This is a genomic window from Vibrio sp. R11-SG3-ISO3-SZ (genome assembly GCF_059834345.1).
On sequence record NZ_JCBDGX010000018.1, the window covers coordinates 22,415 to 46,684 of the forward strand.

General features: G+C 47.4%; 25 protein-coding genes. 12 read left to right on the plus strand and 13 right to left on the minus strand.

Translation table 11 applies throughout. The annotated features are described in order from the left end of the window. Positions 1 to 10: 10 nt before the first annotated feature. The 5 genes from AC6R1O_RS02355 to AC6R1O_RS02375 all read right to left on the minus strand — a co-directional run bounded on the left by AC6R1O_RS02355 (position 11) and on the right by AC6R1O_RS02375 (position 4,302). Positions 11 to 1,678, minus strand: coding sequence for an EAL domain-containing protein (locus tag AC6R1O_RS02355; RefSeq protein ID WP_500633302.1), 1,668 nt, complete (start codon positions 1,676 to 1,678; stop codon positions 11 to 13). Positions 1,679 to 1,911: 233 nt separating this feature from the next. Then, positions 1,912 to 2,169 carry a YrhK family protein gene (locus AC6R1O_RS02360; protein ID WP_487903787.1) on the minus strand — a complete coding sequence of 86 codons (258 nt, stop codon included), beginning with the start codon at positions 2,167 to 2,169 and terminating at the stop codon, positions 1,912 to 1,914. After that, positions 2,162 to 3,205 carry an AI-2E family transporter gene (locus AC6R1O_RS02365; RefSeq protein ID WP_500630453.1) on the minus strand — a complete coding sequence of 348 codons (1,044 nt, stop codon included), beginning with the start codon at positions 3,203 to 3,205 and terminating at the stop codon, positions 2,162 to 2,164. The genes AC6R1O_RS02360 and AC6R1O_RS02365 overlap by 8 nt, the downstream gene beginning before the upstream one ends. Before the next feature lie 215 nt (positions 3,206 to 3,420). Continuing rightward, positions 3,421 to 3,930 (minus strand): hypothetical protein, encoded by a 510-nt coding sequence (locus AC6R1O_RS02370; protein WP_500630452.1) that lies wholly within the window; start codon positions 3,928 to 3,930, stop codon positions 3,421 to 3,423. Between the two features lie 93 nt (positions 3,931 to 4,023). After that, entirely contained in the window at positions 4,024 to 4,302 is a 279-nt protein-coding gene (locus AC6R1O_RS02375) for a hypothetical protein (RefSeq protein WP_500633301.1), read from the minus strand. 314 nt (positions 4,303 to 4,616) lie between these two features. On the opposite strand from AC6R1O_RS02375, the gene AC6R1O_RS02380 reads away from it, so the two are divergent. Next, positions 4,617 to 5,024 (plus strand): hypothetical protein, encoded by a 408-nt coding sequence (locus tag AC6R1O_RS02380; RefSeq protein WP_500633300.1) that lies wholly within the window; start codon positions 4,617 to 4,619, stop codon positions 5,022 to 5,024. Between the two features lie 131 nt (positions 5,025 to 5,155). On the opposite strand, the gene AC6R1O_RS02385 is transcribed toward AC6R1O_RS02380, so the two are convergent. From AC6R1O_RS02385 to AC6R1O_RS02395, 3 genes are read right to left on the minus strand one after another with little or no spacing between them, the layout of a single operon-like run. Further along, a complete protein-coding gene (locus AC6R1O_RS02385; RefSeq protein ID WP_500628664.1) occupies positions 5,156 to 5,353 on the minus strand; it encodes a hypothetical protein in 198 nt (65 codons plus the stop codon). Positions 5,354 to 5,386: 33 nt separating this feature from the next. Then, a complete protein-coding gene (locus AC6R1O_RS02390) occupies positions 5,387 to 5,551 on the minus strand; it encodes a DUF1328 family protein (RefSeq protein ID WP_334552359.1) in 165 nt (54 codons plus the stop codon). A gap of 60 nt (positions 5,552 to 5,611) precedes the next feature. Further along, positions 5,612 to 6,157, minus strand: coding sequence for a BON domain-containing protein (locus AC6R1O_RS02395; RefSeq protein WP_500656442.1), 546 nt, complete (start codon positions 6,155 to 6,157; stop codon positions 5,612 to 5,614). Positions 6,158 to 6,508: 351 nt separating this feature from the next. Here AC6R1O_RS02395 and AC6R1O_RS02400 point away from each other — a divergent pair, with 351 nt between their 5' ends. Further along, positions 6,509 to 7,852 (plus strand): sigma-54 dependent transcriptional regulator, encoded by a 1,344-nt coding sequence (locus tag AC6R1O_RS02400; protein WP_500633299.1) that lies wholly within the window; start codon positions 6,509 to 6,511, stop codon positions 7,850 to 7,852. A gap of 97 nt (positions 7,853 to 7,949) precedes the next feature. On the opposite strand, the gene AC6R1O_RS02405 is transcribed toward AC6R1O_RS02400, so the two are convergent. Both AC6R1O_RS02405 and AC6R1O_RS02410 read right to left on the minus strand, forming a co-directional pair. After that, positions 7,950 to 8,819 carry a DMT family transporter gene (locus AC6R1O_RS02405; RefSeq protein WP_500633298.1) on the minus strand — a complete coding sequence of 290 codons (870 nt, stop codon included), beginning with the start codon at positions 8,817 to 8,819 and terminating at the stop codon, positions 7,950 to 7,952. A gap of 10 nt (positions 8,820 to 8,829) precedes the next feature. Next, a complete protein-coding gene (locus AC6R1O_RS02410; protein WP_500630447.1) occupies positions 8,830 to 9,375 on the minus strand; it encodes a TetR/AcrR family transcriptional regulator in 546 nt (181 codons plus the stop codon). Between the two features lie 87 nt (positions 9,376 to 9,462). Here AC6R1O_RS02410 and AC6R1O_RS02415 point away from each other — a divergent pair, with 87 nt between their 5' ends. Next, the gene (locus AC6R1O_RS02415) at positions 9,463 to 10,536 is read left to right on the plus strand and encodes an alcohol dehydrogenase family protein (RefSeq protein ID WP_500630446.1); all 1,074 of its coding nucleotides are present in this window, start codon (positions 9,463 to 9,465) and stop codon (positions 10,534 to 10,536) included. A 77-nt stretch (positions 10,537 to 10,613) separates the two neighbouring features. Here the strand turns inward: AC6R1O_RS02415 and solA are convergent, their stop codons facing one another. The 3 genes from solA to AC6R1O_RS02430 all read right to left on the minus strand — a co-directional run bounded on the left by solA (position 10,614) and on the right by AC6R1O_RS02430 (position 15,100). Further along, complete coding sequence (gene solA, locus AC6R1O_RS02420; protein WP_500633297.1) at positions 10,614 to 11,741, minus strand: N-methyl-L-tryptophan oxidase; 1,128 nt, start codon at positions 11,739 to 11,741, stop codon at positions 10,614 to 10,616. Between the two features lie 357 nt (positions 11,742 to 12,098). Continuing rightward, positions 12,099 to 12,935 (minus strand): Fe(3+) dicitrate ABC transporter substrate-binding protein, encoded by an 837-nt coding sequence (locus AC6R1O_RS02425; RefSeq protein ID WP_500633296.1) that lies wholly within the window; start codon positions 12,933 to 12,935, stop codon positions 12,099 to 12,101. A gap of 41 nt (positions 12,936 to 12,976) precedes the next feature. Continuing rightward, positions 12,977 to 15,100, minus strand: coding sequence for a TonB-dependent siderophore receptor (locus AC6R1O_RS02430; RefSeq protein ID WP_500633295.1), 2,124 nt, complete (start codon positions 15,098 to 15,100; stop codon positions 12,977 to 12,979). Between the two features lie 238 nt (positions 15,101 to 15,338). Here AC6R1O_RS02430 and AC6R1O_RS02435 point away from each other — a divergent pair, with 238 nt between their 5' ends. From AC6R1O_RS02435 to AC6R1O_RS02475, 9 genes are all read left to right on the plus strand, one after another. After that, the gene (locus AC6R1O_RS02435) at positions 15,339 to 16,334 is read left to right on the plus strand and encodes a FecCD family ABC transporter permease (RefSeq protein ID WP_500633294.1); all 996 of its coding nucleotides are present in this window, start codon (positions 15,339 to 15,341) and stop codon (positions 16,332 to 16,334) included. After that, positions 16,331 to 17,299, plus strand: coding sequence for an iron chelate uptake ABC transporter family permease subunit (locus AC6R1O_RS02440; protein ID WP_500633293.1), 969 nt, complete (start codon positions 16,331 to 16,333; stop codon positions 17,297 to 17,299). Before AC6R1O_RS02435 ends, AC6R1O_RS02440 begins: the two co-directional genes overlap by 4 nt. Then, the gene (gene fecE / locus AC6R1O_RS02445) at positions 17,299 to 18,063 is read left to right on the plus strand and encodes a Fe(3+) dicitrate ABC transporter ATP-binding protein FecE (RefSeq protein ID WP_500633292.1); all 765 of its coding nucleotides are present in this window, start codon (positions 17,299 to 17,301) and stop codon (positions 18,061 to 18,063) included. Before AC6R1O_RS02440 ends, fecE begins: the two co-directional genes overlap by 1 nt. Positions 18,064 to 18,169: 106 nt before the next feature. Further along, positions 18,170 to 19,612, plus strand: coding sequence for a PepSY-associated TM helix domain-containing protein (locus tag AC6R1O_RS02450; RefSeq protein WP_500630439.1), 1,443 nt, complete (start codon positions 18,170 to 18,172; stop codon positions 19,610 to 19,612). A gap of 75 nt (positions 19,613 to 19,687) precedes the next feature. Further along, complete coding sequence (locus AC6R1O_RS02455) at positions 19,688 to 20,410, plus strand: glutamine amidotransferase (RefSeq protein WP_500629747.1); 723 nt, start codon at positions 19,688 to 19,690, stop codon at positions 20,408 to 20,410. Next, positions 20,407 to 20,868, plus strand: coding sequence for an RpiB/LacA/LacB family sugar-phosphate isomerase (locus AC6R1O_RS02460; protein WP_500656443.1), 462 nt, complete (start codon positions 20,407 to 20,409; stop codon positions 20,866 to 20,868). The genes AC6R1O_RS02455 and AC6R1O_RS02460 overlap by 4 nt, the downstream gene beginning before the upstream one ends. A 322-nt stretch (positions 20,869 to 21,190) precedes the next feature. Then, positions 21,191 to 21,973, plus strand: a complete 783-nt coding sequence (locus tag AC6R1O_RS02465; RefSeq protein WP_500629749.1) for a substrate-binding periplasmic protein — start codon at positions 21,191 to 21,193, stop codon at positions 21,971 to 21,973. Between the two features lie 135 nt (positions 21,974 to 22,108). Then, positions 22,109 to 23,782, plus strand: a complete 1,674-nt coding sequence (locus AC6R1O_RS02470) for a methyl-accepting chemotaxis protein (RefSeq protein ID WP_500629750.1) — start codon at positions 22,109 to 22,111, stop codon at positions 23,780 to 23,782. Between the two features lie 99 nt (positions 23,783 to 23,881). Further along, entirely contained in the window at positions 23,882 to 24,103 is a 222-nt protein-coding gene (locus AC6R1O_RS02475; RefSeq protein WP_500633291.1) for a hypothetical protein, read from the plus strand. Positions 24,104 to 24,270: the final 167 nt, after the last annotated feature.

Sequence of the window (24,270 nt, forward strand, 5' to 3'; positions counted from 1 at the left end):
AGGTGTGCTATCACTCGACACTCTGATTCAGTTCTTCAATCGGCTCTTCGTGCAGGTATGCCTCGATCGGTTCAGGCCTACCCAATCCAAAACCTTGCAGATGAGAAGCGCCTAACTCTTGCATAAAAGCTTGCATATCCGCACTTTCAATCCCCTCAGAGACAAGGCTCATTCCTTTGTCTTTGCATAGCTGAACCAGATAAGTCACCAAGTTTCGGCAGGACGCATCGTGCTGACAATCTTCAACTAAGCTTTTATCGAGTTTAATTTGATTCAGTGGTTGTCGAAATAAGCTTATGATTGAGCTGTAACCTGCGCCAAAATCATCCAGAGATATCTCAAATCCCGCCTGTTTTGCTTTTGAGATTTGGTCATGACACACCGTACTACTATCGAGAATGTGAGACTCCGTCAACTCCAATACGATCCTCGAAGTCGGCACCTTGTATTGATTTGCAATCGACACGATATCGGTCACGAAGTCTGGATCTCTCAATTGAATCACCGACACATTAATATTGACCTTAGGTCGATTATCACTATCAATGGGGCAACGACGCACAAACTCACACGCTTTACTAAAGACTAGCTTTCCCAATGCAGAAATGAGACCACGCTGCTCGGCGAGTGGAATAAATTCAACCGGCGACACATAACCTAAGTCATGATGTGTCCACCTGGCGAGAGCCTCATAACTGATGACTTGATTCGTTACACTGTCAAAAATCGGTTGCACAGCGATGGTGATGTCTTCATTTTCTATCGCCGATCGAATCGAATCTTTGATAACAAACCAGCGGTCAATAGCATTTTTCACATCCCCTTGATAGACGGTGATCCCGCCATTATCAGACGCATAATCGGTAATCTGATAAAGAAGACTTAATGGGCTATCGCGATCCAAATCGCATTCATACAAACCGCCGACTGCAACATCATCGGTCAGCAGATGCTCATCGACATAGATCTCGTCATTGAACGCTTCAAGCAATGATTTCAACGCCAGAGTCAATGCCTCAACAGATAATCCAGATAGCGTTCTTAATACAAATTGGGTTTCGGAAACTCGATAGATTTCGTAGTCACTTTGTTGTTCATTTACCCATTTGACTAACCGCGCAACGACTTCTTTCGCGAAGCTGCCACCCCAAAGTCGATCGTAATCTTTGAAATTATCCACAGACACAGTGATAAGCACAGCACCATCCTCATTATGTTCGATATCCTCGATCCATTTGAGTCTGTTGTACAACCCTGTGTCCCCATCGTGATAGGCGACACGATAGAAATACTCTCTTAGCAACTTTTGTTCACTGATATCACGGTGAGAGCCGACCATATAACTGCCTCCCTCATCGGCAACAATGACGCCCGTTGCCTCAAGCCAAATGTACCCATTGCTCTTTGTTTTCACGCGGTACTCGGTGACCATTTCGCGAGAGTCGCCTTGCTCATGCTCGTCCACACGTTCACTCAACAGTGCTTTGTCGGTAGGATGAACCAATGACAACCACTGTTCCAAAGTAATCTCATCGGAGGGCAGATCAAACTGACTATAAAAGTGCTGGTTGTAGTGTCGAATCACTCTATCCCTTCCCATAAACCATGAACCATCTCGACTCATATCGAAAATATGGCTCATTTTGCTTAGCAGCAATTCGATCTCTTTTTCTTTCATTCCGTACTCCATCAACGCTTCAACCAGTCTCTCGACGTCATTTTTCGCTGCGTGCCATCCTTGACCACAACAGACTTATTATAGTTGTCAATACGTTAGGTTGCCTAATATCGTCAAACACTTACCATAAATAAATGAGAAATGTGACCGATTAACGAATCGACGACAATTTTTCATATATACGGACTTCATGGATAAAAAGATGACTGTGAACGGAGCAATGTTTGTAGGCATCATTCGCGCTGGATGTGACTGACATGCACAAGGTTAGTTAGCTTGATAGCCGGTTTAATAAGCAACTGGGCACTACCGACAATAAATAACCAAGTACCACCCAACATAAGTGCATCGTTTAAGAAAAAAATACTACCGACCAAAAACCAAATCGCTATGAGTAAATCGTTGACTGCCCCGAGGGCGTCATAACGCCTTTGAACAACAAGGTGACGCTTTCCCAGACCCAAATCGAGCTCATCCACATATTCATTCATGCTCACCTCCTCGGCTCAGTGTTGGCCAGTCGACCAATTGGACACGCTCTCTCAACAAGTTGACACTGACGAGCAAAGGGACTGCAACCAAAAATCCGATCCCCCCCCAGAGCCATCCCCAGAAGGATAACCATACGAAGATAACCAGTGGATTCAAATTGAATCGTCGGCCGAGCAGCGTCGGCGTGACGAATTGGCTCTCAACTAAGTTCAACACTAAATAAAGCGAGGTCGCCGCCAACACTAAGCTCAAGGAATCAAACTGCAAGTAGCCCACAAGAGTAAAACTTAAGGCTGAAATGAGCGGTCCGACATAAGGGGCAAAATTCAGCATGCCTGCCAATGCCCCCCAAAGAAAGGGGTCAGTCATCCCTAATATCCAGAACACTAAGCCCACCGCGACACCCAACCCTACGTTGACCAAAGTGATGGTACTGACATAACGCGAGAGATCGCTTTGCAACGCTTTAACTAACCCCACGACTTGTTTTTGCTGCGAAAAGCTATCCAGACAATGTACCATCTGCCTGTATAAACCACGTCCGTGATTAAGCATAAAATACACCATAAACAGCACCATCATCGCGTTAATAACGATGGCGGGCGTTGCCGTTGCTAAGCTTTTCAGCAACGAAAAGAGCGTACTGTCACCCATGTCATCCATATCACCGGCTATCGATAGCGACTCTCCGGTTTGCTGTTCTGTGGTCTTGGCCACTTCGCTCACTTCCTGAGTGACACTTTTTACGATATCAGGCAGTTGTGACCACCACTGCTTGACGGGCTCTGACATAGCCGAAAAACCTACCAACGACACGCCCACTAAGCAAGACAGCACGAGAACAACGACTAAGGTTCGAGGCATCCCCTTGGATTCAACGTAGTTGATAAAAGGACTACACATTAGTGCAATAAAACTACTGACAACCAGCGGCATCAAAAACGCTTTCGCAAAGTAAAGAGCCGGCACTACCGTGACAACGACAAGCAGTACCGATAGGACGAGACTCATGGAAATGGTGATACGACTTTTCATCGAACTATCTACTCCCCGCGAGGCGTGGTAACACAGACCGGACAACGAGTCGACTGAAGGACCTCGAAAGTGACGGACTCAGAATGGCTTGATGTGCCACAGCTGCACCGTAAAGCGCCATTCCACCAAAGGCAAAACAAGGGTGCCTATCAATGAAACGAGCCGTTAAGTGCCGACATAATCGGTAATGCAGTAAACACTGATTGAGTGCCACTTTACTCTCCATTCGAGTGAGCTCGGTTTCCTTTTTCAACTGCTTGAGTGAGCGCATCCCAACCCTCCTTAATTTGCTGTTTAGTGTGTGTATAGCCCACAAGCCTCAGTAACTGATTTTGTCGCCATATCAGCAAGATAAGGCTCAAACCAAGTGAACATAGCGCAGTCAAAACCGCAAGCGGGAGTTGGGATGTCCACCAATAAATGATGATGCCGAGTGAAACCGAAAGACTAAAAATAAAAAGCACCAACAACAGCACAAATAGGATCGAGCATAGCAGCGCCGATCCCAACGCTCTTGCACTCAATTGACTTTCTAGCCGAAATAGCTTCGCGCTCGACAGCAGCCAAGAGCGAATGAGGACGCTCAAGCGTTCTGATTCTGCTGCGATGCCAGCCAAGTCGTCCCAGATCTCCTGAGGCTGTGATCGATGAGGCTCGCTCAACTGCGCTTTCTCCATCTCTGAGTCGATACCTACACTGTCACTGTGTTGTTCGTCTTTTGTCATTCGGTTACTCACTGGTTATGCTGTTTAAACAGGTGGATTCAAACGCGCAACGTGCCTGTTGCGCGCATCAATCGTTCAGTATTTGTCTCAGTGCTATTTGATCAATTTAGATACTGCCCAACCAGCTAAAAACGCACAGCCGATACTCAACAGTGGCCTCTGCTTAATGACATCGCCCGCTGAATGAGCGACCTGCTCTGCTTGGTGACTGCTTTCACCCCACTTTTGTTGTGCTTCTTGCTTGATCGCATTAACGGCTTCGAACGCCGCTTTTTCTGCGAGTTCGTACGCCTCTTCCAACTGCTCTTTCGATTTCTCTGCTGTTTCTTTCGCTGTTGTTTGTTTTGCTGTTGTTTGTTTTGCTGTAGCCATGGAAATCTCCTAACAATGAGTAATGAGTTCAAAGTAGAACAAGCGAGAACCGTGCCACCCATAAACTTATTTCCACACCTCATCAAATAATGACTTTAAATGCTCTCATGGTTGAATGTTAATGTAATTTTTTCTTTGTTAAGCCAAAAAGTCGGTAAATTTTTCATGGCATATAGAGAAAAAATAAAAATATCACCATAAAGAACAACACTAAACAAACAACTCGTACTGGCATATTACCTGCACCAATAAAACAGATGATTTTTAAAAATTGAAATGTGAGAAATAATATTGATGAATCATGAGAGGTATCAATGAAGTTAACTACCCATACGCTAGAGAATATGCTGACCTCTATTATCCATCATCATGCCCGTAGTCTAACTCTGCTTAAAAAACGGCCCAACAATACATTAACGAGAAGTGCTCATCGCTTTGTCGTTGTAGAGCAAGCGCTAATGAATCGAGTCGCCAAGCTGCTTTTCAAACAGAAGTCTCAGCAGGTATTGTCACGCCTTGCTCACGCACAACGTTCTCACTCAAAAGATGACCAATCGTTTGATGACTATCAGCACATGTATCATGCGAATACCCAACTGATCATAGCTCTTCGCACTCATTTGCGAGAGATAACGGATCGTTCATTGACCCTGCAAATTTCGTATTGGGTCGCGGCGATGCAGATGGAAAATGATGAAATAGAAAAGCAGCTCCAACTCTAATTAAGTTCAGCTCCCATGTGATGAAGATAATAAGATAGGTAAGGGCGTTCCCTCTAGGGAAATAAATTTATTCTAGACTAAAAAAGGGAGGTTAACCCTCCCTTTTTGCTTACTAAAAATTAAGAAAAAGATTAACAATCTTCATCTTCAGCCTTCAGCTCTTCTTTAATATTCTCACAGCTGTCTTCAATGGCATTTTGAGTATCTTGTACGGCCTCATCCATTTTTTCACCGGCTTTTTCCATCGGGCCTTCTTCACTGCAAGCCGCTAAGGTAAACATTAATCCCAGTGGGATTACCCATTTCATAATAGAGTGATTGTTTTTCATATTTCGCCTTCCTATGTCAGTTATCAATTTTTATTAACGTCTACTTGTAAAGTACATCACCAAAGAAACAATCAGAGACAAAACAAACAAATAGAAGATAAGTTGTGCGATAGTGGCTGCAGCACCTGCAATGCCTGTAAACCCTAAGAGTGCAGAAACCAACGCCAACAGCAGGAAAATAAATATCCAACGAATCATCACAAACTCCTTATTGGAACGTATTGCATTAACGTACGGGATTTGAATGCGATGACGTTTCTATTGAACAATTTCTAGCTTGTCGATAACGCGTGTCACATCATTGGTGTTGCTGGCAATCAAGATAGCCAGATCGTGTTCGGCGTCAGAACTCACTTGTCCGGCGAGCGTCACTGCTTGCTCTTGCGTGGTAACTTCTATAGCACTGCCACTGACGTTGGTATCCAACAGTAAGCGGGTTTTGACAATTGCGGTGATTTTTGTGTCTGTCATCGCTTCGAGTGTCTCTGAAGTAGCGTCGGCAGGCGTCTCAGAAACCGTGAGCTTATTTTCTACCGATTTGACACCATCTAGACCAGAAACAAGCTCCTGTGCGAGGGCCTTTTTCAAATCGTTGTTAACAGAACCTGTGAGCGTCACCACACCTTCATTAACATCCGTGTTGATATCAAACGAATTGAGGTTGCTATTTAGAAGTAGTGTTGTTTCTGCCTTCCCATCCAACCAAGCATCTTTTGCCTCTTCTTGCCAATTATTTTCCGCATATACGGCTGTTGGAACGGAAATCAATGTCGTTAAAGCGATCGCTGTGGCTAATTTATTCATTGTTACTCTCCATAATTGACGTTGCTAATGAGTGTTCACTTTTGCCACTGTCACGTTGCAAACCTCACGCCAAAAACGTAACCATCTGAATGTTAACGATTTAGATTATTTTCCTAGCAATACCATCTTTCATAAGTCGAAAGGTTTTGAATTATTTACACACCGCACATGTAACATTTTAGTGTTCACTTTCACCAGCGATCGTTTACTGCACAAGTCGTTGAACTCAACTCATATTGTTTCTGGTTCGGTTATTTTCGTGTATTTGAATGAATGATGACATTCGCATTCCTTGTACCTATACAATAATGCGCGTACATTGACTCTATCAAAGTAAAAAGGACAACGTTTATGTCGCTACCCCACCTGCTTATCCAGTTGTCTGATCCTCAATTAAGCGACATGATTCATTCCAGCTCTGAGCTGTCGAATTTTAATGTCACCCTCTGCTCTCACACAGACGATTGGATTACACTACTCGAAAATAAACAGCCCGATGTCGCATTGATTGAAGTCACGCAGCTTAACCATGACGACTACCAACGTCTTCGTACTCGAGATCTGTTCGACTCGATGGAGATCATTTTGATTAGCTCAGGCGATCCGCATGACAACATCGATGCCCTCCCTCATCTAGGCGCCGTTTTCCATTATAGAAAGCCGGTTAATATGTCTGTCTTAAATGAAACTTTGAGTGAAATCAGCCAGTTCTATCAGCAAAGTCAAACCAAGGGCGAAGCCATTACCACCAGCGACTTAGACCAGTTTGGTCTGTTGCTCGGCTCCTCTTCGCAAATGCACGACCTGTACAGGACACTGCGTCGCGTCGCTCGAACCGAAGCGAATGTCCTTATCGTTGGCGAAAGCGGCTCTGGTAAGGAGCTGGTCGCTCAAACAATTCACCTTGCGAGCAAGAGGAAGCAGCAACCGTACGTTGCCATTAACTGCGGAGCAATTAGCCCAGAGCTCGTCGACAGTGAGTTATTTGGGCATGTAAAAGGGGCGTTTACTGGCGCAAATAAACCGCATGATGGTGTATTTAAGCAAGCACAGGGCGGTACCTTGTTTCTTGATGAAGTGACTGAAATGCCGATTGAGCATCAGGTTAAGTTATTGCGCGTCCTTGAAACAGGAGAGTATCGTCCCGTTGGAGACAGCAAAGTTCACATCGCGAATGTACGTGTCATTGCCGCCACAAACCGTGATCCTAAAGAAGCCATCGAGCAGCAACTCTTTCGCGAAGATCTCTATTTTAGGCTTTCTCATTTCCCCATTTACGTCCCACCACTTAGAGAACGTGGGAATGATATTGTCGGCCTAGCGAAGCATTTCATTGCTCACCGCAATGCAAATGAAAACCAAGTAAAAACCATTCTTGACAGTGCGCTTGATAAAATCGCCGCTAGCCAGTGGCCTGGTAATGTGAGAGAGCTAAAACATACCATAGAGCGCGCTTTCATACTGGCCGATGACGTCATTGGTGAAGAGCACCTAGTGTTTGATGCGCCTCCACTAGAAACAGGGTCCCCCATCGAAAACCTCGTCCCCGCAGGCGTTGCACTGGAAACGCTAGAGAAAGCTGCTATCTTGAATACGCTTGAAGAAACTGAGGGCAATAAAACTGAGTCGGCAAACAAACTCGGTATCAGTGTCAAAACGCTCTACAACAAGCTTGAAAAATATCAAGATGAGTAAAACAACATGCTTCCCCAACCACATTTTCTCTCTTAAGGGACTTATAGCGGCTTAAACATTGTTAAGTGCTTTGGCACCAATACGTCGCTTGTGTTGCTCATTTTCTCCAAAGCATCGGCGCGCGATACACCATTAGCGCCAGCAGAATCATTCCACAGCCAATTTGGTTGGAGAAAGTCAGCCTCTCTCCGTACACGCTGACACTTAACGCCACAGTCCACACAGGCTCCAAAATCATGATGAAGGCGGCACTCGCCGTCGCCATGTACTTTTGCGCCGTTGTCTGCATTAAGTATCGAAGGCTGGTCGCTAATAACGTGCTCGCTGTGAACCACGCCCAAATATCCGCATCGACGGTATCTGGCCAAACCTCGAACCAAGCACTGGCAATCCCGGCCATCACTCCCGTGACAAAAAGCTGCAAGGTCGTCAGAAGCAACGTTGGTACTTCACGTGCAATTCGACTGTTAACGTTAAAGTGAAGGGCCAACATGAGGGCTGCACAACCAAACCACATTTGACCCTGTGACAACTGCCAAGACTCACTAGGATCGTGCGCCAATAACGCAAGACCCAACACTGCAAACGGAAGTGCGAACCAGAACCACCGCTCGGGACGTGTGCGAAACAGTACCCAAGCTGTCAGCGGGACCAAGAGCATGGAGAGACTCATGATAAAAGCCCCTTGACCCAGCGCATGACTGATGTCAATCGCGTGAATCCAGCACAACAGTGCCGAACCCAATAACACCCCAACGCCAGCGGATTTCCCGCAGGCCGCTAACGCTGTCTGCTTCCATGCTTTGTAGCAAAACGGCATCAAAAACAGAGACGCCAAGATAAAGCGACTACTGATAAAAGCAAATGCAGGAAGGCCGCGCACTGTCTCTTTGGAAAAAATCCATCCTAAAGCGGCAAGCATAGTGGTCAGAAGTAAGAGGTAGGCGGAATATTTCTCAATTTTCATGGTGGCCCCATTAACGAGCATCGTTCAAGAGTTGCAAGACATGGTCGACGGTTTGATCCCAGGTGTGAGATGGCAACTCCAACGCAGAAGAAGCGGTGATCCCTTCATAAATGAGCATCAATAAGGCCGAAAGGTGAGGTCGTGATACGCCATCTTGCTGGAGTCTAGTGTCAAAATCCTCGCTAAGGCGGCGCTTATAATCGCGGACATAATCTACGATGTCATCATGTTTCCCTTGATACTCAGCCAGAGCATGTAGGTAAAAACAACCACCGTGATCTTGCTGCTTGTGCCAATGGCGTAACGCAAGAAAAGGGACTAAGGCCTTAAAGGAATACTCTGCTTGCAGCTCCACTTCTTGTAGGCAGGCCCAATAGCGCGCTTCCCTTTCCTTCATAATCGCGAGGATCAACGCCTCTTTGCTCGGGAAATGCTTATATAACGTACGCTGGGTAGTATTCGCGCATTGGGCAATCTTGGCAACGCCAGTTCGATGAAAGCCCTCGTGATAAAACAATTGCTCAGCAGCGTTCAGCACATCGTCTCTTTTTGACATTGACACTCCAAGATGAAAGTATAGTGATCACTATACACACAATATCAAGTATCGATCGCATTGCAAGAAAAAACAGGGGAGCGACCTATGGAGCCAGAGAAAACCATGAAAGCCATCGTCACTACCGCTCAAGGTGGTTTGGACAAATTGGAGTACAAAGATGTACCGATGCCGACACTTCAACCCGGCGAGGTACTGGTCAAAGTGCTTGCCGCCGGCGTAAACAACACAGAAATCAACACACGTATGGGTTGGTATTCACAAGACGTGACTGGCTCAACGGACGACATGGCGAACCAGAAGCAGTTTAGCTCACTGTCTGATGGAGGTTGGAGCGACGCCACACCTTTTCCATTAATCCAAGGGACGGATGCATGTGGGATTGTAGTCGACGCCTTCGATGTAACGAATCAATCACTGCTCAACCAACGCGTTTTGGTTCGTCCCTGCATCCGAAAACACGGTTTTGACAGCCTAGACAACATCTGGATGGCCTCGGATTTTGATGGTGCTTTCGCTCAGTACGTCAAAGTACCCGCCACTGAAGTCTTTACCGTTCAATCCAGTTGGAGTGACGTCGAACTGGCAAGCATTCCCTGCGCCTATGGTACTGCGGAGAATATGCTGCATCGTGCACAAGTTTCGCGCTCTGATACCGTGCTTGTAATAGGAGCCTCTGGTGGCGTAGGTTCAGCCGCTGTTCAATTAGCAGTACGTCGTGGTGCTAAAGTCATCGCGGTCGCTTCAAAAGCTAATCATTCTGCCATCCGGGCACTGAAGGTTTCTCAGGTCTACGACCGAAACGCAGACTTACCAAGCATTCTTGGTGAAAACAGCGTTGATGTTGTGATTGATAACGTCGCCGGCGACAAATTTGGTCAACATTTAGCGCTGCTCAAACGTGGCGGCAGAATCGCTACCTCAGGCGCAATCGCAGGACCTATCGTCAACATAGATTTACGTAAGCTCTACCTCAAGGACATCACACTAATAGGCACGACAGCATGGGATGAACCTGTCTTCGCAAACTTAATTGGTTACATTGAGCGAAATGAAATTCAACCTTTAGTCGCGAAGACGTTTCCGCTTAAAGAAATTGCCAACGCACAGACGGAGTTCTTACGCAAACGACATTTTGGTAAGTTTGTGTTGATCCCATAAACACCACCGCTCACCCGAGCCATTGCCGCGGTGAGCGTGATGCTCCGCATCGCAGCGGATAGATATCTGATGCGTTTCTACGCCGAGAATCGTTCAAGTGAAAACATTGAAATGTCGTATTGCGTCTGCCCATTGTAGGCAAGCTCACTTAACATCTCCCCTATCACGCTCGCAAATTTGAACCCGTGACCAGAAAAGCCCGCCGCAATCAGTACATGAGAATGCTGAGGGTGCCTGTCGATGATGAAATTCTCATCTTCTGTCATACTGTACATACATGTTTTTCCGTACATTAAATTGCCAACATCTGGCATCACTGCGGCTAAGAAACGCTCCAAATCATGGCTATCATGCACACTGTCATAAGGCTCTATGTCCAAGTTAGGATCTTGCGCTTGCCCACCATCATGACGTCCAACTTTGAGGCCCGCTTGGTCAATACTCGGGAAACCGTAATAGATGCCTTCTGGTGAATCAAAAGAAAACGCTGGAAAATGATCTTGTCCATACTTTGTCTCCTCAGCTTCAAACCAAGCGAAGGTTTTTCTGGTCGGTTGCATCGGCAAGGTCAAATTGAGTTGACGAAGTATCTCTGCTGACCAAGCGCCTGCTGAAACAATCAACCGGTCAGCAGAGATCACTGTCTCTCCAGAAGTGAGTGTTACGCCTGACTCATGGATGTCTATACTATCAACGCCGTGGTAAGTCAGTAGCTCAGCACCGTGCCCAATGGCTAGGGTCCGATAGGCGCGAATACACGCTTCACAGCGCAATACGCCCGATGTGGATTCGAAACAGCCGATATAGTTGTCTGGTAAGGTAATGCCGGGGAAGCGTTCACTTACTTGCGAGGCATCAAGAATATCGAGAGGTAACTGGTACTTAACGGCACTGGCAATAAGGGTTTGAATAAATGGAGAGTCCCGCTCTCCCATATTCAGAACGCCGGTGTTAAGAAATAACGACTGGTTGGATTCTTGCTCCAACTCCTGCCACAAGTCTTGCGCTCTAAGCGCGAGAGGCACATAAGCCTCTCCTTCACCATACGCGTGGCGAATAATTCGGGTTTCACCATGATGGCTGGCATTGTGGTGGGGAGGATCCCCGGCATCCAACAAAATGACTTTCTGTCCTTTTTTCGCCAGAAAATAACCAGCGGCCATGCCCATAGAACCTGCCCCGACGATAGCAACGTCATACTTCACTATTCACTCCTTGACGCGCGCAAAGCGGCTTTGTAGACGCATGCGCTGTTTGTTATGCAAACCATTGTTTCAGCCAATGAGTCAAACATCAAGACAAGGAACCTTAACCTACACTGGTGATGAGCGGCGAAGACTTACTTGCCGTGCTGTAACAACCAGTTGTAGTTGTGCAGCAACGTTGGCTAGCAAGAGACCGATTGCTCTTTTGCTCCACGCAGTCCAAAACCATGCCCTCCGCGCTCAAAAAGGTGCATCTCAACCGCGACGCCCTGATGCCGTAGTGCTCGCCAATAGTGAAGGCTGTTGTTGACAGACACTGAGTCACATCGCTGACACTCAATCAACCTACACCGAGGCTCAATCCTGTGGTGATTTTGCCATCGCTTTCTCAAGATCACGGACGATAGCTTCAGCTGCTAAGATGCCTCGATTAAGCGACCACACCTGCGGAGAAACCTCGATAGCCTGCTGATTACCGCTAATATTCAACAACCTAAAGAGCGGATTATCTTGCCATTGGTCAAGTAGCGTTGTTGTCGAGCGTTTACTGAAAAACAACCAATCTGGATTGACTTTCAACAACAACTCAAAATTTGCCTCGACGAGATGGCTCTCGGTCAGTTCAGGCATTGCGGGTTGTAACCCGAGCTCAGACAACAAGCTACCGGTGTAGGACTGAGGGCCATGTAACCACATCCCTCGATCATTCACGTTAGCGAACTGTACGTTACCTTGCCCTTGAAAACGCCCTCGATGGGCCTCAATGAACGCGCGATGTTGAGCGAGCCTTGCTTGCATCTCCGATGCTTTACCAACAGCCTGCCCAATGGTCAACGCCGAGTTCAAACTATCTTGGTAACTTTCACCGCGACTTTTTAACAGTAAGGTTGGCGCGATGGCATTGAGATCATCTAAACTGACTCGGTGACGGTGCGCATCCGCGATGATCAAATCCGGTTTCAATTGGGCAATCACCTCTAGATTGGGTTGAGACCGTATTCCAACCGATGTCCAAGGCTGAATACGTTCTCTCACTTGAGGAATAATTCGCTCTGGATCATGATCATCGGCAATCCCAACGGGGGATATTCCCACCACCGCCAGTGCATCCACAAAAGAATACTCCAATACAACAATCCGCTGCGGGTACGCCGCTGCATTGGTGCCTCTGACATTTGCTTGTACTGTGCTCACACACAGTACAAACAACACACCCATTATATTGGCCAATCGCATCAGAATTGACCCGTTAAGCTCAGTGTCACTTCGCGAGGATCACCTGCGTAAATACGATGGCTGTCCGTGCCTCCAACGTAGTACGTTTCATCAAATACGTTGGCGAGATTGAGCGATACTCGGTAATCCGTCATCTCATATTGAACACCGAGATCCACGGTGACATAAGCAGGCAACGCCACTCTCGAGCTCGGATCTTCGCTAGTGTATCGCGCACCTTCATAATTCGCGCCGAGTGTGGTTCCCACGACACCGCCCGCAATCTGATAAGGGAAGTTATATTTAGTCCAAACATAGGCGTCGTGGTAGGCCGACATCGGCGTGCGATTCCCTTCTATCGTCTCATCAGCATTCGCTGCAATTCTTGAATCAACATAGGCATAACCAAGCTTGACTTGCCAGTTGTCCACGGGCTGCATTAGCAGTTCCGTCTCAATCCCTGTACTACGTACTTCACCAAGCAATTCATAATCGCCGTTGTCGTTTTTCTCAACCACGTTCGATTTTTCAATGTCAAAATAGGCCAGCGTCCATTGGCTGCCCAATCCCATCAAGTCGGTTTTGAGACCAATTTCGTATTGACGCCCCTCTTCAGGATCAAACGCCTCATCACTGGCGCTTTTCTTTTCAACACTATTGGGATTAAAGCTCTCTCCATAACTCGCGTATAGCGATGATCGAGCCGCTAGCTTATAAACAACGCCAGCTTGCGACACCCATGCATCCGTGGATTGAGTATCTTGAGTTGACTTACTGATGTAATCGAAGTCTACGTCTTGGCGCATGTAGCGCACGCCCGCCATCAGCGTCCAGTCGGGAGTAAGGTAGACAGTATCTTGAAGATAAGCACCGTAGTTGGTGTAGTCGGTAATGCGATGATCCACGTTATACGCACTCTCATCACGCTCTGTGATATCGATGGGATCGAAAAAGTCTACACTGCTCGTCGCGTAGGTTTCACGCAAAAAATCGCGCTTTTCTAAGCCGATATTGGTACCAATCAGCAGTTGATGCTCAATATCGCCAAGCCAAATACTGCCTGTGCTCCTCGCATCAATAAAATGATATTCACGCTTATTGACTTGATCTCTATCTCTCACGGTAACCGACTGTGACGTGTCTTTTACATCACGTGTCTCGTAGAGATGACGTGAGTCTTCATGCCACACACTGCGCCAGTCAAGGGTAAGATCAAAGGCGCGAGTCAATGCGGTATTAAAAGTGGCGAACGCCACAAGTCCCTTATCTTCGTCTGTGTCATCCGCTGATTGATAATGGGTATCCAGCGAAGCAATCTGTTTGATGTCGTTATTGAGGACAGCCAGTCCGTTGTCTGCCACACGCTGCTCAGACTGAAGCTCTAAGCCAAAGGTGAGCGCTGTGGCCGTTGACGGTTGATAGGTTAAACTGGGGAACAGATAATAGTTGGTCTGATCGACGTCTTGACGATACGAGTCGGACTGCTCACCACTCACAATCATTCGATACAACCATGTTTTGCTGCTGTTAAGTGGCCCTGTCGAATCGAGCGTACCGGTAAATCCATTATTCTCGCCAACGCCACTGACCTCTGTGAGGTAACTACTTGCAGATACGTCGTACGTAACGGAAGCAACCTCTTGCGGTTTCTTAGTAATGATGTTGACCAGCCCACCCGGCTGTATTTGCCCATAAAGTATCGAAGCGGGGCCTTTGAGGATTTCAACACGCTCAACGTTCGCCGTTGTAGGAGAGCCGAAACGAGACGCTAATCCAGGCAGGCCATTCACTTGAATGGTATTTAAATCTGCGGGCATACCTCGGAGTGTAAAGCTATCTGCGTCTACCCCAGAGCGGCTTAACCCTGTGGTATAGCCATAGGCATCATCCAGCGTATTGGCGCGGATATCTTGAAGAAATTGTTGGTTGATGATGTTAACCGTATGCGGCGTTTCCAACGGATCCACATCGGTTTTGGTCGCGGTGTTGACGCTAGGGTCGAGATACGAATTTTGTTGACCGACGATGACCATAGTGTCGAGTTCAGCTGTCTCGTCGCTAGAGCGGTCTTGTGCCATCGCAACCGAGGTAACGCCTAGCGAGAGGGCCAAGCATTGAGTGATAGTATTTGCAGCAAATTTCATAGATGAGATAAAAACCTTACATGTACGCGCTTATGCGCTTTTTGTTGTCGTGATCGTGCTCGACTGGCTCGTCAGCCGGCAAGATATGCGCATGGTAATTATTATCATTAGCATTTCAACTCAAAATACAGCTTTTATAACTATTTTTTATTTATCTAATGATGAAATTGATTGTAATTATCATAACGGTTACACTTCCGCGCTTCGTACAATCGTCAATAGAATGGAGTCACTCCCCATGTTGACTTCTAAGCAGTTGGTTTGGCTGTGTTTTTCGCTCACCTTGTTGAGTGGAGTGAGCTACTCTGTCATCGCGTGGTCTAGTTTCCCTCTCAGCGTGATTGACCTTTGGTATTCCATGAGCACCAGCCCATCACCGAGTATTGAGCAACAAATCATTCGAACAATACGCATCCCTCGCGTCTTATCTGGCATGGTGATCGGCGCAAACCTCGCTGTTGCTGGACTGCTGATGCAAGGAATAACGCGAAATCGACTCGCCTCTCCTTCTGTACTAGGGATTAACTCTGGTGCGGCTTGCGTCATGGCACTTGGTGCCCTCAACCTACCTATACTGTCTGAATTTCCCAGTATTGTGCTAGCAGGTATCGGCGGTATGCTAAGCGGTGCAACCGCCATGTTGTTAGGTGGCGTGTTTAGCTCTCGCTCCAATCCCCTAAAACTGGTGCTTGCAGGTATTGCGCTTAATGCCTTGCTGATAGGTCTCACGCGTGCTTCTGTGATACTTGTCGACGATAACGCTTATACGATCATCACTTGGCTTGCGGGTTCCATCTCCTCTTTGGGTTGGAAGGAATGGCATACTCTATGGCCAATCAGCTTAGTTGGGCTCACGATGGCCGTAACGGTGAGTCGTCACTTAAACCTTATTGCCCTAGGTAACGAGTCAGCGATCAGTCTCGGTATCCACATCCCTAGGACCCAAGCCATCACGAGTATCGCTATCCTATTGCTCACCGCATCAAGTGTTGCCGTCGCAGGGCCGATTGGATTTGTTGGCTTGCTGATTCCACACATAGCAAAACGCTTAGTCGGCAGTAACTACGTCGTGTTAGTGCCCGCTTGCGCACTGCTCGGCGCAGCGCTAGTCACATGGGCAGATGCTTTGTCACGCTCTATCGCTTTTCCCGCAGAAACGCCCGTTGGCGCTATCACAGCACTGATTGGTACACCCTGCTTTATCTACCTCGCTATTCGTCACTCAGACTCATGAACAGACTTGTATTTTTTACTCTCTCTGCCATCTTGATTAGCTTGATCGCTGTCAGCCTAATTGCCGGCGCAACGCATTTATCCGCTGTTCAAGTGGCGCACACTCTGATCTACGGGGGAGAGTACGACTTTGTCGTTAACCAATATCGATTGCCTCGTGTCATTTTAGCGATCGGTGTCGGCGCGGGCTTGGGGTTGTCGGGTGTCTTGGTTCAAGGGATCATTCGTAATCCATTAGCTTCTCCTGACCTCATGGGCATCAGTGCCGGAGCGGGGCTCGCAGCGACCGCATTGATGGTATTTTTTCCTCAGGCGCCTAATCACTTGTTATCTTTATCTGCACTGTTTGGTGGCATAAGCGCTGCGGCAATCATCTACATCATCAACACAACCACTCAACCCACACCAACAAAATTAGCCCTTATTGGCGTGTCGATCAGCGCTTTCCTTGCCAGCTTGATCGACTTTTTGATGGTGGTACATCCAATGGAAATCAATACTGCTATGGTTTGGCTTACCGGCAGCTTGTGGGGTCGGAACTGGACACACGTTCCCACTATTTGGTTCACATTAGTGGTGTTGGTCCCCTATGCATTTTGGCTCGCTTGGCGACTCGATATTCTCGGTTTAGGCGACGACAGTGCCACCTCTCTCGGTGTCACTCCCACCAAACTGCAGTGGAGAGCACTGCTCTGCGCTGTCGTTTTGGCAAGTCTTAGCGTATCCATCTGCGGTACCATCAGTTTTGTCGGCTTGTTGGCACCCCACCTTGCGAAAATGCTGTTTGGTCATCAGCATAAAGCCTTGATTCCCGGCGCAGCACTCATTGGCGGCACACTTGTTCTTGCCTCTGACACACTGGCCCGCGGTCTGCAGCCACCGATAGAGCTACCCGCAGGTGTCTTAACCTCTTTGATTGGTGCGCCTTATTTCATTTATTTGTTGCAACGTTACAAGGGCTGGTAATGATTACAGTACACAACCTGAGCGTCGGATACGGCGACACCACGATAATCAACAATCTGAACCTTTCGATCCCCAAAGGACGCATCACTGCCCTAATTGGTCCAAACGGTTGTGGAAAATCCACGCTGTTAAAAGCACTGGCGCGCATACACAAACCCATGCACGGTGAGATATTACTGGACGGAACCACTTTATCATCGTTTGGGGAAAAGTCTCTGGCACAGCGGCTCTCACTACTGCCGCAAACTCTCCAAAGTCCCGAAGGGATAAGCGTTCAACGACTGGTTGAATATGGCCGCTCCCCCTACCTTTCACATTGGGGCAGACTCAATGCCCATGATAAAGCGCTGGTTCAGCGCGCAATGGAGCAGACCGGCATTTCAGACCTCGCGCCTGTGCCTCTTTCAAGCTTATCAGGAGGACAACGACAACGTGTCTGGATCGCTATGATCCTTGCCCAAGACACCGATGTCGTGATGTTGGATGAGCCGACGACTTACTTAGATTTATCCCATCAGATTGAGCTAATGAAGCTGATGAGAGAGATGAACAACCAAGGGAAAACAGTGGTTGTGGTGCTGCACGATCTAAATCAAGCATGCCGCTACTGCGACCATTTAGTGGTGATGCACCGAGGTGAGGTCGTCTCTCAAGGTTCACCGAAGGATATCTTCACCCCTGAGTTACTCAAAAACGTATTTTCACTCAACGCACACGTCTTACCGGATCCTATCGCTCATACGCCAATGTGTGTCGCGTGCTAAATACGCCAACAATATCAATATAAAAACAATAGACCGATATAACACAAGTACACGCCACCATCACCAATGTCGTCGCTGTGAATAAAGCAGCCAAAAGGAAATCGCTATGTCGTCAAGCTCGTTAGAAGCGAAGAGCGCTCAATCTCATCACATTAAATCACGCTACTTTATGACTTGGCGTTGGCATTTTTATGCCGGGCTTTTTGTCATCCCATTTTTGATCATACTCTCGCTCACCGGTCTCATTATGCTGTTTGATGAGGAGATCGAATTCGCGAGGTACGAGTCAATATTAGCCGTTGTACCGGAACATCACACCACCTCTCTCACCCAGCAGATGGCCAGCGTCAACGCCGCTTTTCCTGATGCAACCATCACCCAATTCTCGCCTGCTCGCAGCGACGATACCGTCAATCGTTATTCGCTTGAAACACAAGATGGTCGCTCATTAATAGTCGCAGTGAATCCATACTCAGGCACACTGCAAGGTACGATTGAACGCAACCGGAGCGTGTACCAATGGGCAAACCGCATACATGCAAACCTGCTGATCGGTGACGTCGGCGATCGACTGCTAGAGATCGCTGCTAGCTTAGGCATCTTATTGGTTGTGACGGGCGTGGCCTTGTGGTGGCCAAATGATCATGCAAGACGAGCCGGTTTTCTAACGCTTCGCTTGGGTCAAGGCCGTCGAGTCTTGTTACGTGACTTACATGCCAACTTGGGCGGTGTGTTGTCACTTGTGTTGCTGTTTTTCTTAATTTCAGGTCTCGCCTGGACTGGGATTTGGGGCGCCAAATTAACGCAAGCTTGGAACACCTTTCCCACCTACTACACATGGGGAGAAAAGCCGAATTCTCAGCTTACGCATCAAGACTTAAACCCAACTGGCCACAAACAGATGCCGTGGAATCTTGAACAAACCCCACTTCCTCAATCTGAGGAGGGTCCAACCCACGATCACACCAATATGACCACCCAGATGCCAGCGGCGACACACTCTCATCTTGGTAGTATTACGCTCGACGAGGTGGTCGAGCAGGCACATCAACTCGGCTTTACTCGCTACCATGTTTATCTGCCACTTAGTGAAAAAGGCGTTTACACGATTGCTGCCAATTCGATGAATGGCGACAATTTTGACCCTCGCCAAGACCGGACACTCCATCTCGATCAATACTCCGGGACGCCCGTTCTCGATGTAACGTGGCAAGACTACACCATATTTGCCAAATGGATGGCAGCTAGTGTGTCACTTCATCAAGGCGATGTCGGGTTGTGGAACAAGGTATTCAATGTTTTGTTTTGCCTTATTACGCTGTTTCTCTGTGTTTCAGGCACGATGATGTGGTGGATACGCCGCCCTCAACGCGCTCGATTAGGTGTACCACCAACCTTTCAAAGTGATCGAGTTTGGAAGGTTGGGCTAGTGACACTGTTCATCATTGGGCTACTCTTTCCGCTCGGCGGGATGACCATCTTGGTTGTGTTGGCCATAGACGCTTTGATCATTCAACGGGTTGGTAAGCTGCGCCAGTGGTTTCAGTAGTCACCAGCAAGACATTGCGTCTAACCAGTAAATTCTCTAGATTACATCCATGACCAAGGAAGAGAGTCCACCACTATGAAATCACTGCTTATCGTCAACGTCGGTTCTGCGCCCCAAAATCAGCTCGAAAAATATGGTGATTTTGAACTTTGGGCTCAAGAGGCGATTGGAACCACACCCCTGCCCATTCGCTTTCATGATGGTATCCACGGCCTCTTTCCACCTTATGATGAATTAGCGGGTATGATCATTATGGGATCGTTGTCGATGGTGACCGAGCAGACGGCATGGATGACATCACTGAGTCAGCATATTCGAGCGCTGCATCAGCAGCACATACCGATGCTCGGTATCTGTTTTGGCCATCAGCTGATCGCCCATGCTCTGGGTGGCAAGGTGGATGTTAATCCCCAAGGATTGGAGCTAGGCACGGTGGAAATATCTAAACACCCAGAGCACGATCCAATCTTTTCTTCCCTACCGGATACCTTTCCTGCTCAAGCCATCCACTACCAATCGGTGCTCACACTGCCTGTTGGTGCTCACCGACTTGCCGCCAGCAAAATGGATCCTCACCATGCTTTTCGCGTGGGCGACAACACCTGGGGCGTACAATTTCATCCTGAGTTTTCTGCCGCTATCATGAACGACATGATCGCAGACTTAAACACACAACTGGGCGATAAACTCTGCAGTGACCTGCAAACCAAGACCTGTCAAACACCGCTAGCGACGAGTATACTGCCGCGCTTCGCCAAGCACTGTCTCGACAACGTATTAACGCAGGAGCAAGCATGAAACTGGTCATCGCCAACGATCACAATGGGGTCGATTTAAAACGTCATCTCGTCGCGCATCTCTCTCAATTAGGTCATGAAGTCATTGATCTTGGCAGCGATACTAAGGAAATCACCCATTCGGCTTTTTATGCCGTTGAAGCATGCCAGTATGTAACGCAAGGTGACGCTCGTTTTGGCATTCTCATCTGTGGTACGGGAGTGGGCATGTCTATTTGCGCGAACAAGGTCAATGGTATTCGCGCAGTCTTGGGCAGTGATGGCTACACGGTCAAGCAGTCCCGTGAGCATAACGATACCAACATACTCGCTCTTGGTGCATTAACGACCGACAGAGTCAAAGCAGCGGAACTCGTTACGACTTGGATCCACACCCAGTTTGATGACAGCGTGAAAAGGCGGCTTCGTTTAGGGTTCATTCAGGATATTGAAGCCGATCAAACACTTCGTCGCTCCTGACTTGTCACATTCAGAGAAAAAATGTCACATGTATTATTATATCTTTTATGCTATGGTTGCATCGTCTTGGTAGACAACCAAAGACAACTAGCCATTTGACGATACTGTGCGTTGTACTATCCACAGGTCAACGAGCTAGCCCTCTTTTGGCTAGCTCGTTTTATTTTCCCGCTTTACGGTCAACTCTCATTACCACTTTTCGCTCCTCATTATTGACGTATCATATGCAAAGCGTAGTATTGCTCTACGCTTATTGATATGAACCTAGTCCCACTTATATTCCGCTCTGTGGGCAGAGGACAACACGTCACGGAGGGAAACCATGTTGAGAGGTTGGCAATGGGTTTGGCTATGTGGGTTGCTGCTCACTCCTTCTGTCTACGCGCACGACTCGATACGAGAAGTTGCCCTCGCCATTGGTGAGTTTCCGCCTTATACCTCAGAGTCTCTTCAACATCACGGTATCGCCAGTCAAATCGTCACAGAAGCCTTTGCGCAAGTAGATATAGAGGTGACGTTCGCCTTTTTCCCGTGGCCGAGAGCCTACAAACAAACTCAAGTAATGAACAACATATGGATAGGCACATTTCCTTGGATTTGGACACTTCAGCGTGATGATGACTTTGTCTTCAGTGACCCAATCATTGAGAGCCATGACTACCTCTATTTTCTCGACGGTTACCAAGAAAGCTATCCCAATATGGAAGCGTTGGAAGGTACGATCCTTGGGGCACCGATGCATGTTAGCTATCCGTTATTAGAGAAAATGGAGGCAGAGCAGCGTCTAACCATCGAGCGAGTGGGCACCTACGAAGATTTATTCAGACGGCTACTGTATAGACGCATCGAAGTGATCTCTTTAGAAGAGCACGTGGGTCGCTACTTCATGCAGGCCCTGCTCGATGGTGAAGAAATGACTCGAATTTCCAAATCTCGTTTTCCGACTGAAGAGCGTCGTTACCACCTGATGATTTCAAAACGGCATCCCCAAAGCAGGCTCATAGTTGAAAAGTTCAATCAAGGGCTTGAGCAACTGCATCGCTCCGGACGCTATGAGGAGATACTCAATACGTTGCAATTGCCCGATCCGGATAGCGGTTTGTGAGCCCTGCAAAGCTTTGCTTACTCTCTCATATACCATCAGAAAAATAATCGCTACATTAACAAACGAATTACAACAATAACGCTGGTTCCCCCCTACATCTCAAGCCAGCATCAAAAAATAATGTGGAGCATGGTTATGCATTTAAAAAGTCGCGGGAAATTGCTGTCAATTACTATTATTCCCCTCGTACTGATTACCGTTTTAGTAACTGGGATCTTCTATTGGAATGGCGTCCGAGATCTTGAGGAGCAATCCAAACTGTATCGTCAGGAACTCATTGAGTCTCGTCAAGATGAGCTAAAAGCGTATCTATTGATGGGGCGCACGGCAATTCAATCTCTCTATGAGAGTGATAAAAATGGTGAAAATATTCCGCAAGCAAAACACATTCTTGAAAGTATGCGTTTTGCGGATGATGGTTACTTCTTCGCCTACAACTCCCAAGGCGTTAACACGATGCACGCCATCAAGCCATCGTTAGAAGGCAAGAATCTCTATGATTTAAAAGATGATAATGGCGTCCCCGTCATTGCTGGACTTATCGACGCATCTCAAAAAGGTGACGGCTTTCTTTACTTCTCTTGGCATAAGCCATCCATTGATGCACAAGCACCAAAATTAGGTTACGCGGAGCACCTACCCAAATGGGACTGGGTATTGGGTACAGGGATTTATATCGACGACGTCGATCAGCTCGTGGCTCAATATCGTGTCGAACGTGAAGCAAACATAATGTCGGATATCGGCTTTGCCGTTATGGTTTCAGTGTTAGGTCTTATTATCACTATTATTATTATCAGTTTGGTTGTAAGCAAAAGCTTGTTACCACTGACCAATATGGCTCAACGACTTCATGACGTAGCACAGGGGGGTGGTGATTTAACCCGTCGTTTGGAAACGAAAGGACACGATGAGGTTGCTCAGCTAGGTCAAGCGTTCAACACCTTTATGGATAAAATGCAGCCATTAATTAAAGATATTCAAAACAGTTCTGTTTCCGTGATGCAAGCAGCCCACGATTTAGATGCTCATACCTCAAAGTCGAGCCAAACAATGCAACATCACAGTCAAGAAACGGAAAAAGTCGTCACGGCAGTAACGGAAATGGCCGCGACCTCTCGTGAAGTCGCGAACAACACTAACCTTACCTCTGACTCGATAAACGAAGCAAATCAACAAATTCAAGATGCCCAGCAAGAGGTGGCTGAAGCGATGAGGAGCATCAACGAATTAGTTGCTGAGGTGAATATTGCCTCTGATGCCATTGAGTCTTTGAGCGATCAAACCCATCAAATCACCAGTGTGATAGAAGTGATTGGCGGCATCGCAGAACAAACCAACTTGTTGGCACTGAACGCAGCTATCGAAGCGGCGCGAGCAGGCGAACAAGGTCGTGGTTTTGCTGTCGTGGCAGACGAAGTCCGTTCATTGGCGAGTCGAACGCAATCGAGTACAGAAGAGATTAATGAGATGCTCAGAGCGCTACAAAATGGCGTTAAAAAAGCGGTCTCAACAATGTCCGCCAGCCAGCAACGTGGAGAAAAAACGGTACAAGATTCTTCTGTAATCCAGCAACGCTTGGGTGGCATTGAAACGTCAGTCCGCACGATTCATGATATGGGGATACAAACCGCCGCCGCCGCTGAGGAGCAAAGCGCCGTTGCGGAAGATATTAATCAAAACCTCGTCGCGATTCAGCACATCGTTGAAGAGCTAAGTGCTGATTTACAACGTGCTGAGAAAATAAGTTCTTCATTGGCTGTTTCCGGAGAGCACGTTAACGATCTCGTGGGCAACTTCAAAGTTTAGTCTGGTTACACAACCGTAGACTTAAAAATGAGTCCAGAGTCACGATACTCTGGGATCATTTTTTGACCCAATTGTCATCCTTTTATCGTCGATCATTGGATGTTCCTTCACAATGGTCAAATCGGCGGCTATAAACAGGTTAAGTTCATGCTTGAGCGTTTGCTGCCTAAATCACTCAACCTGCTTAATCGCGGTTCCACCAACATTGAACTGATTTTTCTCTTGATGATCAAAAACGGCTTATTTGACAACGCCGTTCGCGCCGACTGTCTTTATCCGCTGTTTGGATGGGAATATGGCCCTAGCCTCCGAGCCTCTTGATAGCAAAACCTAATGGGATGCGGTTCCAGTGCAAACCATCACCAAAATTAACGGCTGCCAGCAAACCCGGATTCCGATAGGGCACTGTGTGCAGCGATAAAACCGACCTCGAAGAGGCACCCAAGCCGATTCCCGAAGTGGCCAATTTTAGTTGACCACTACATAGA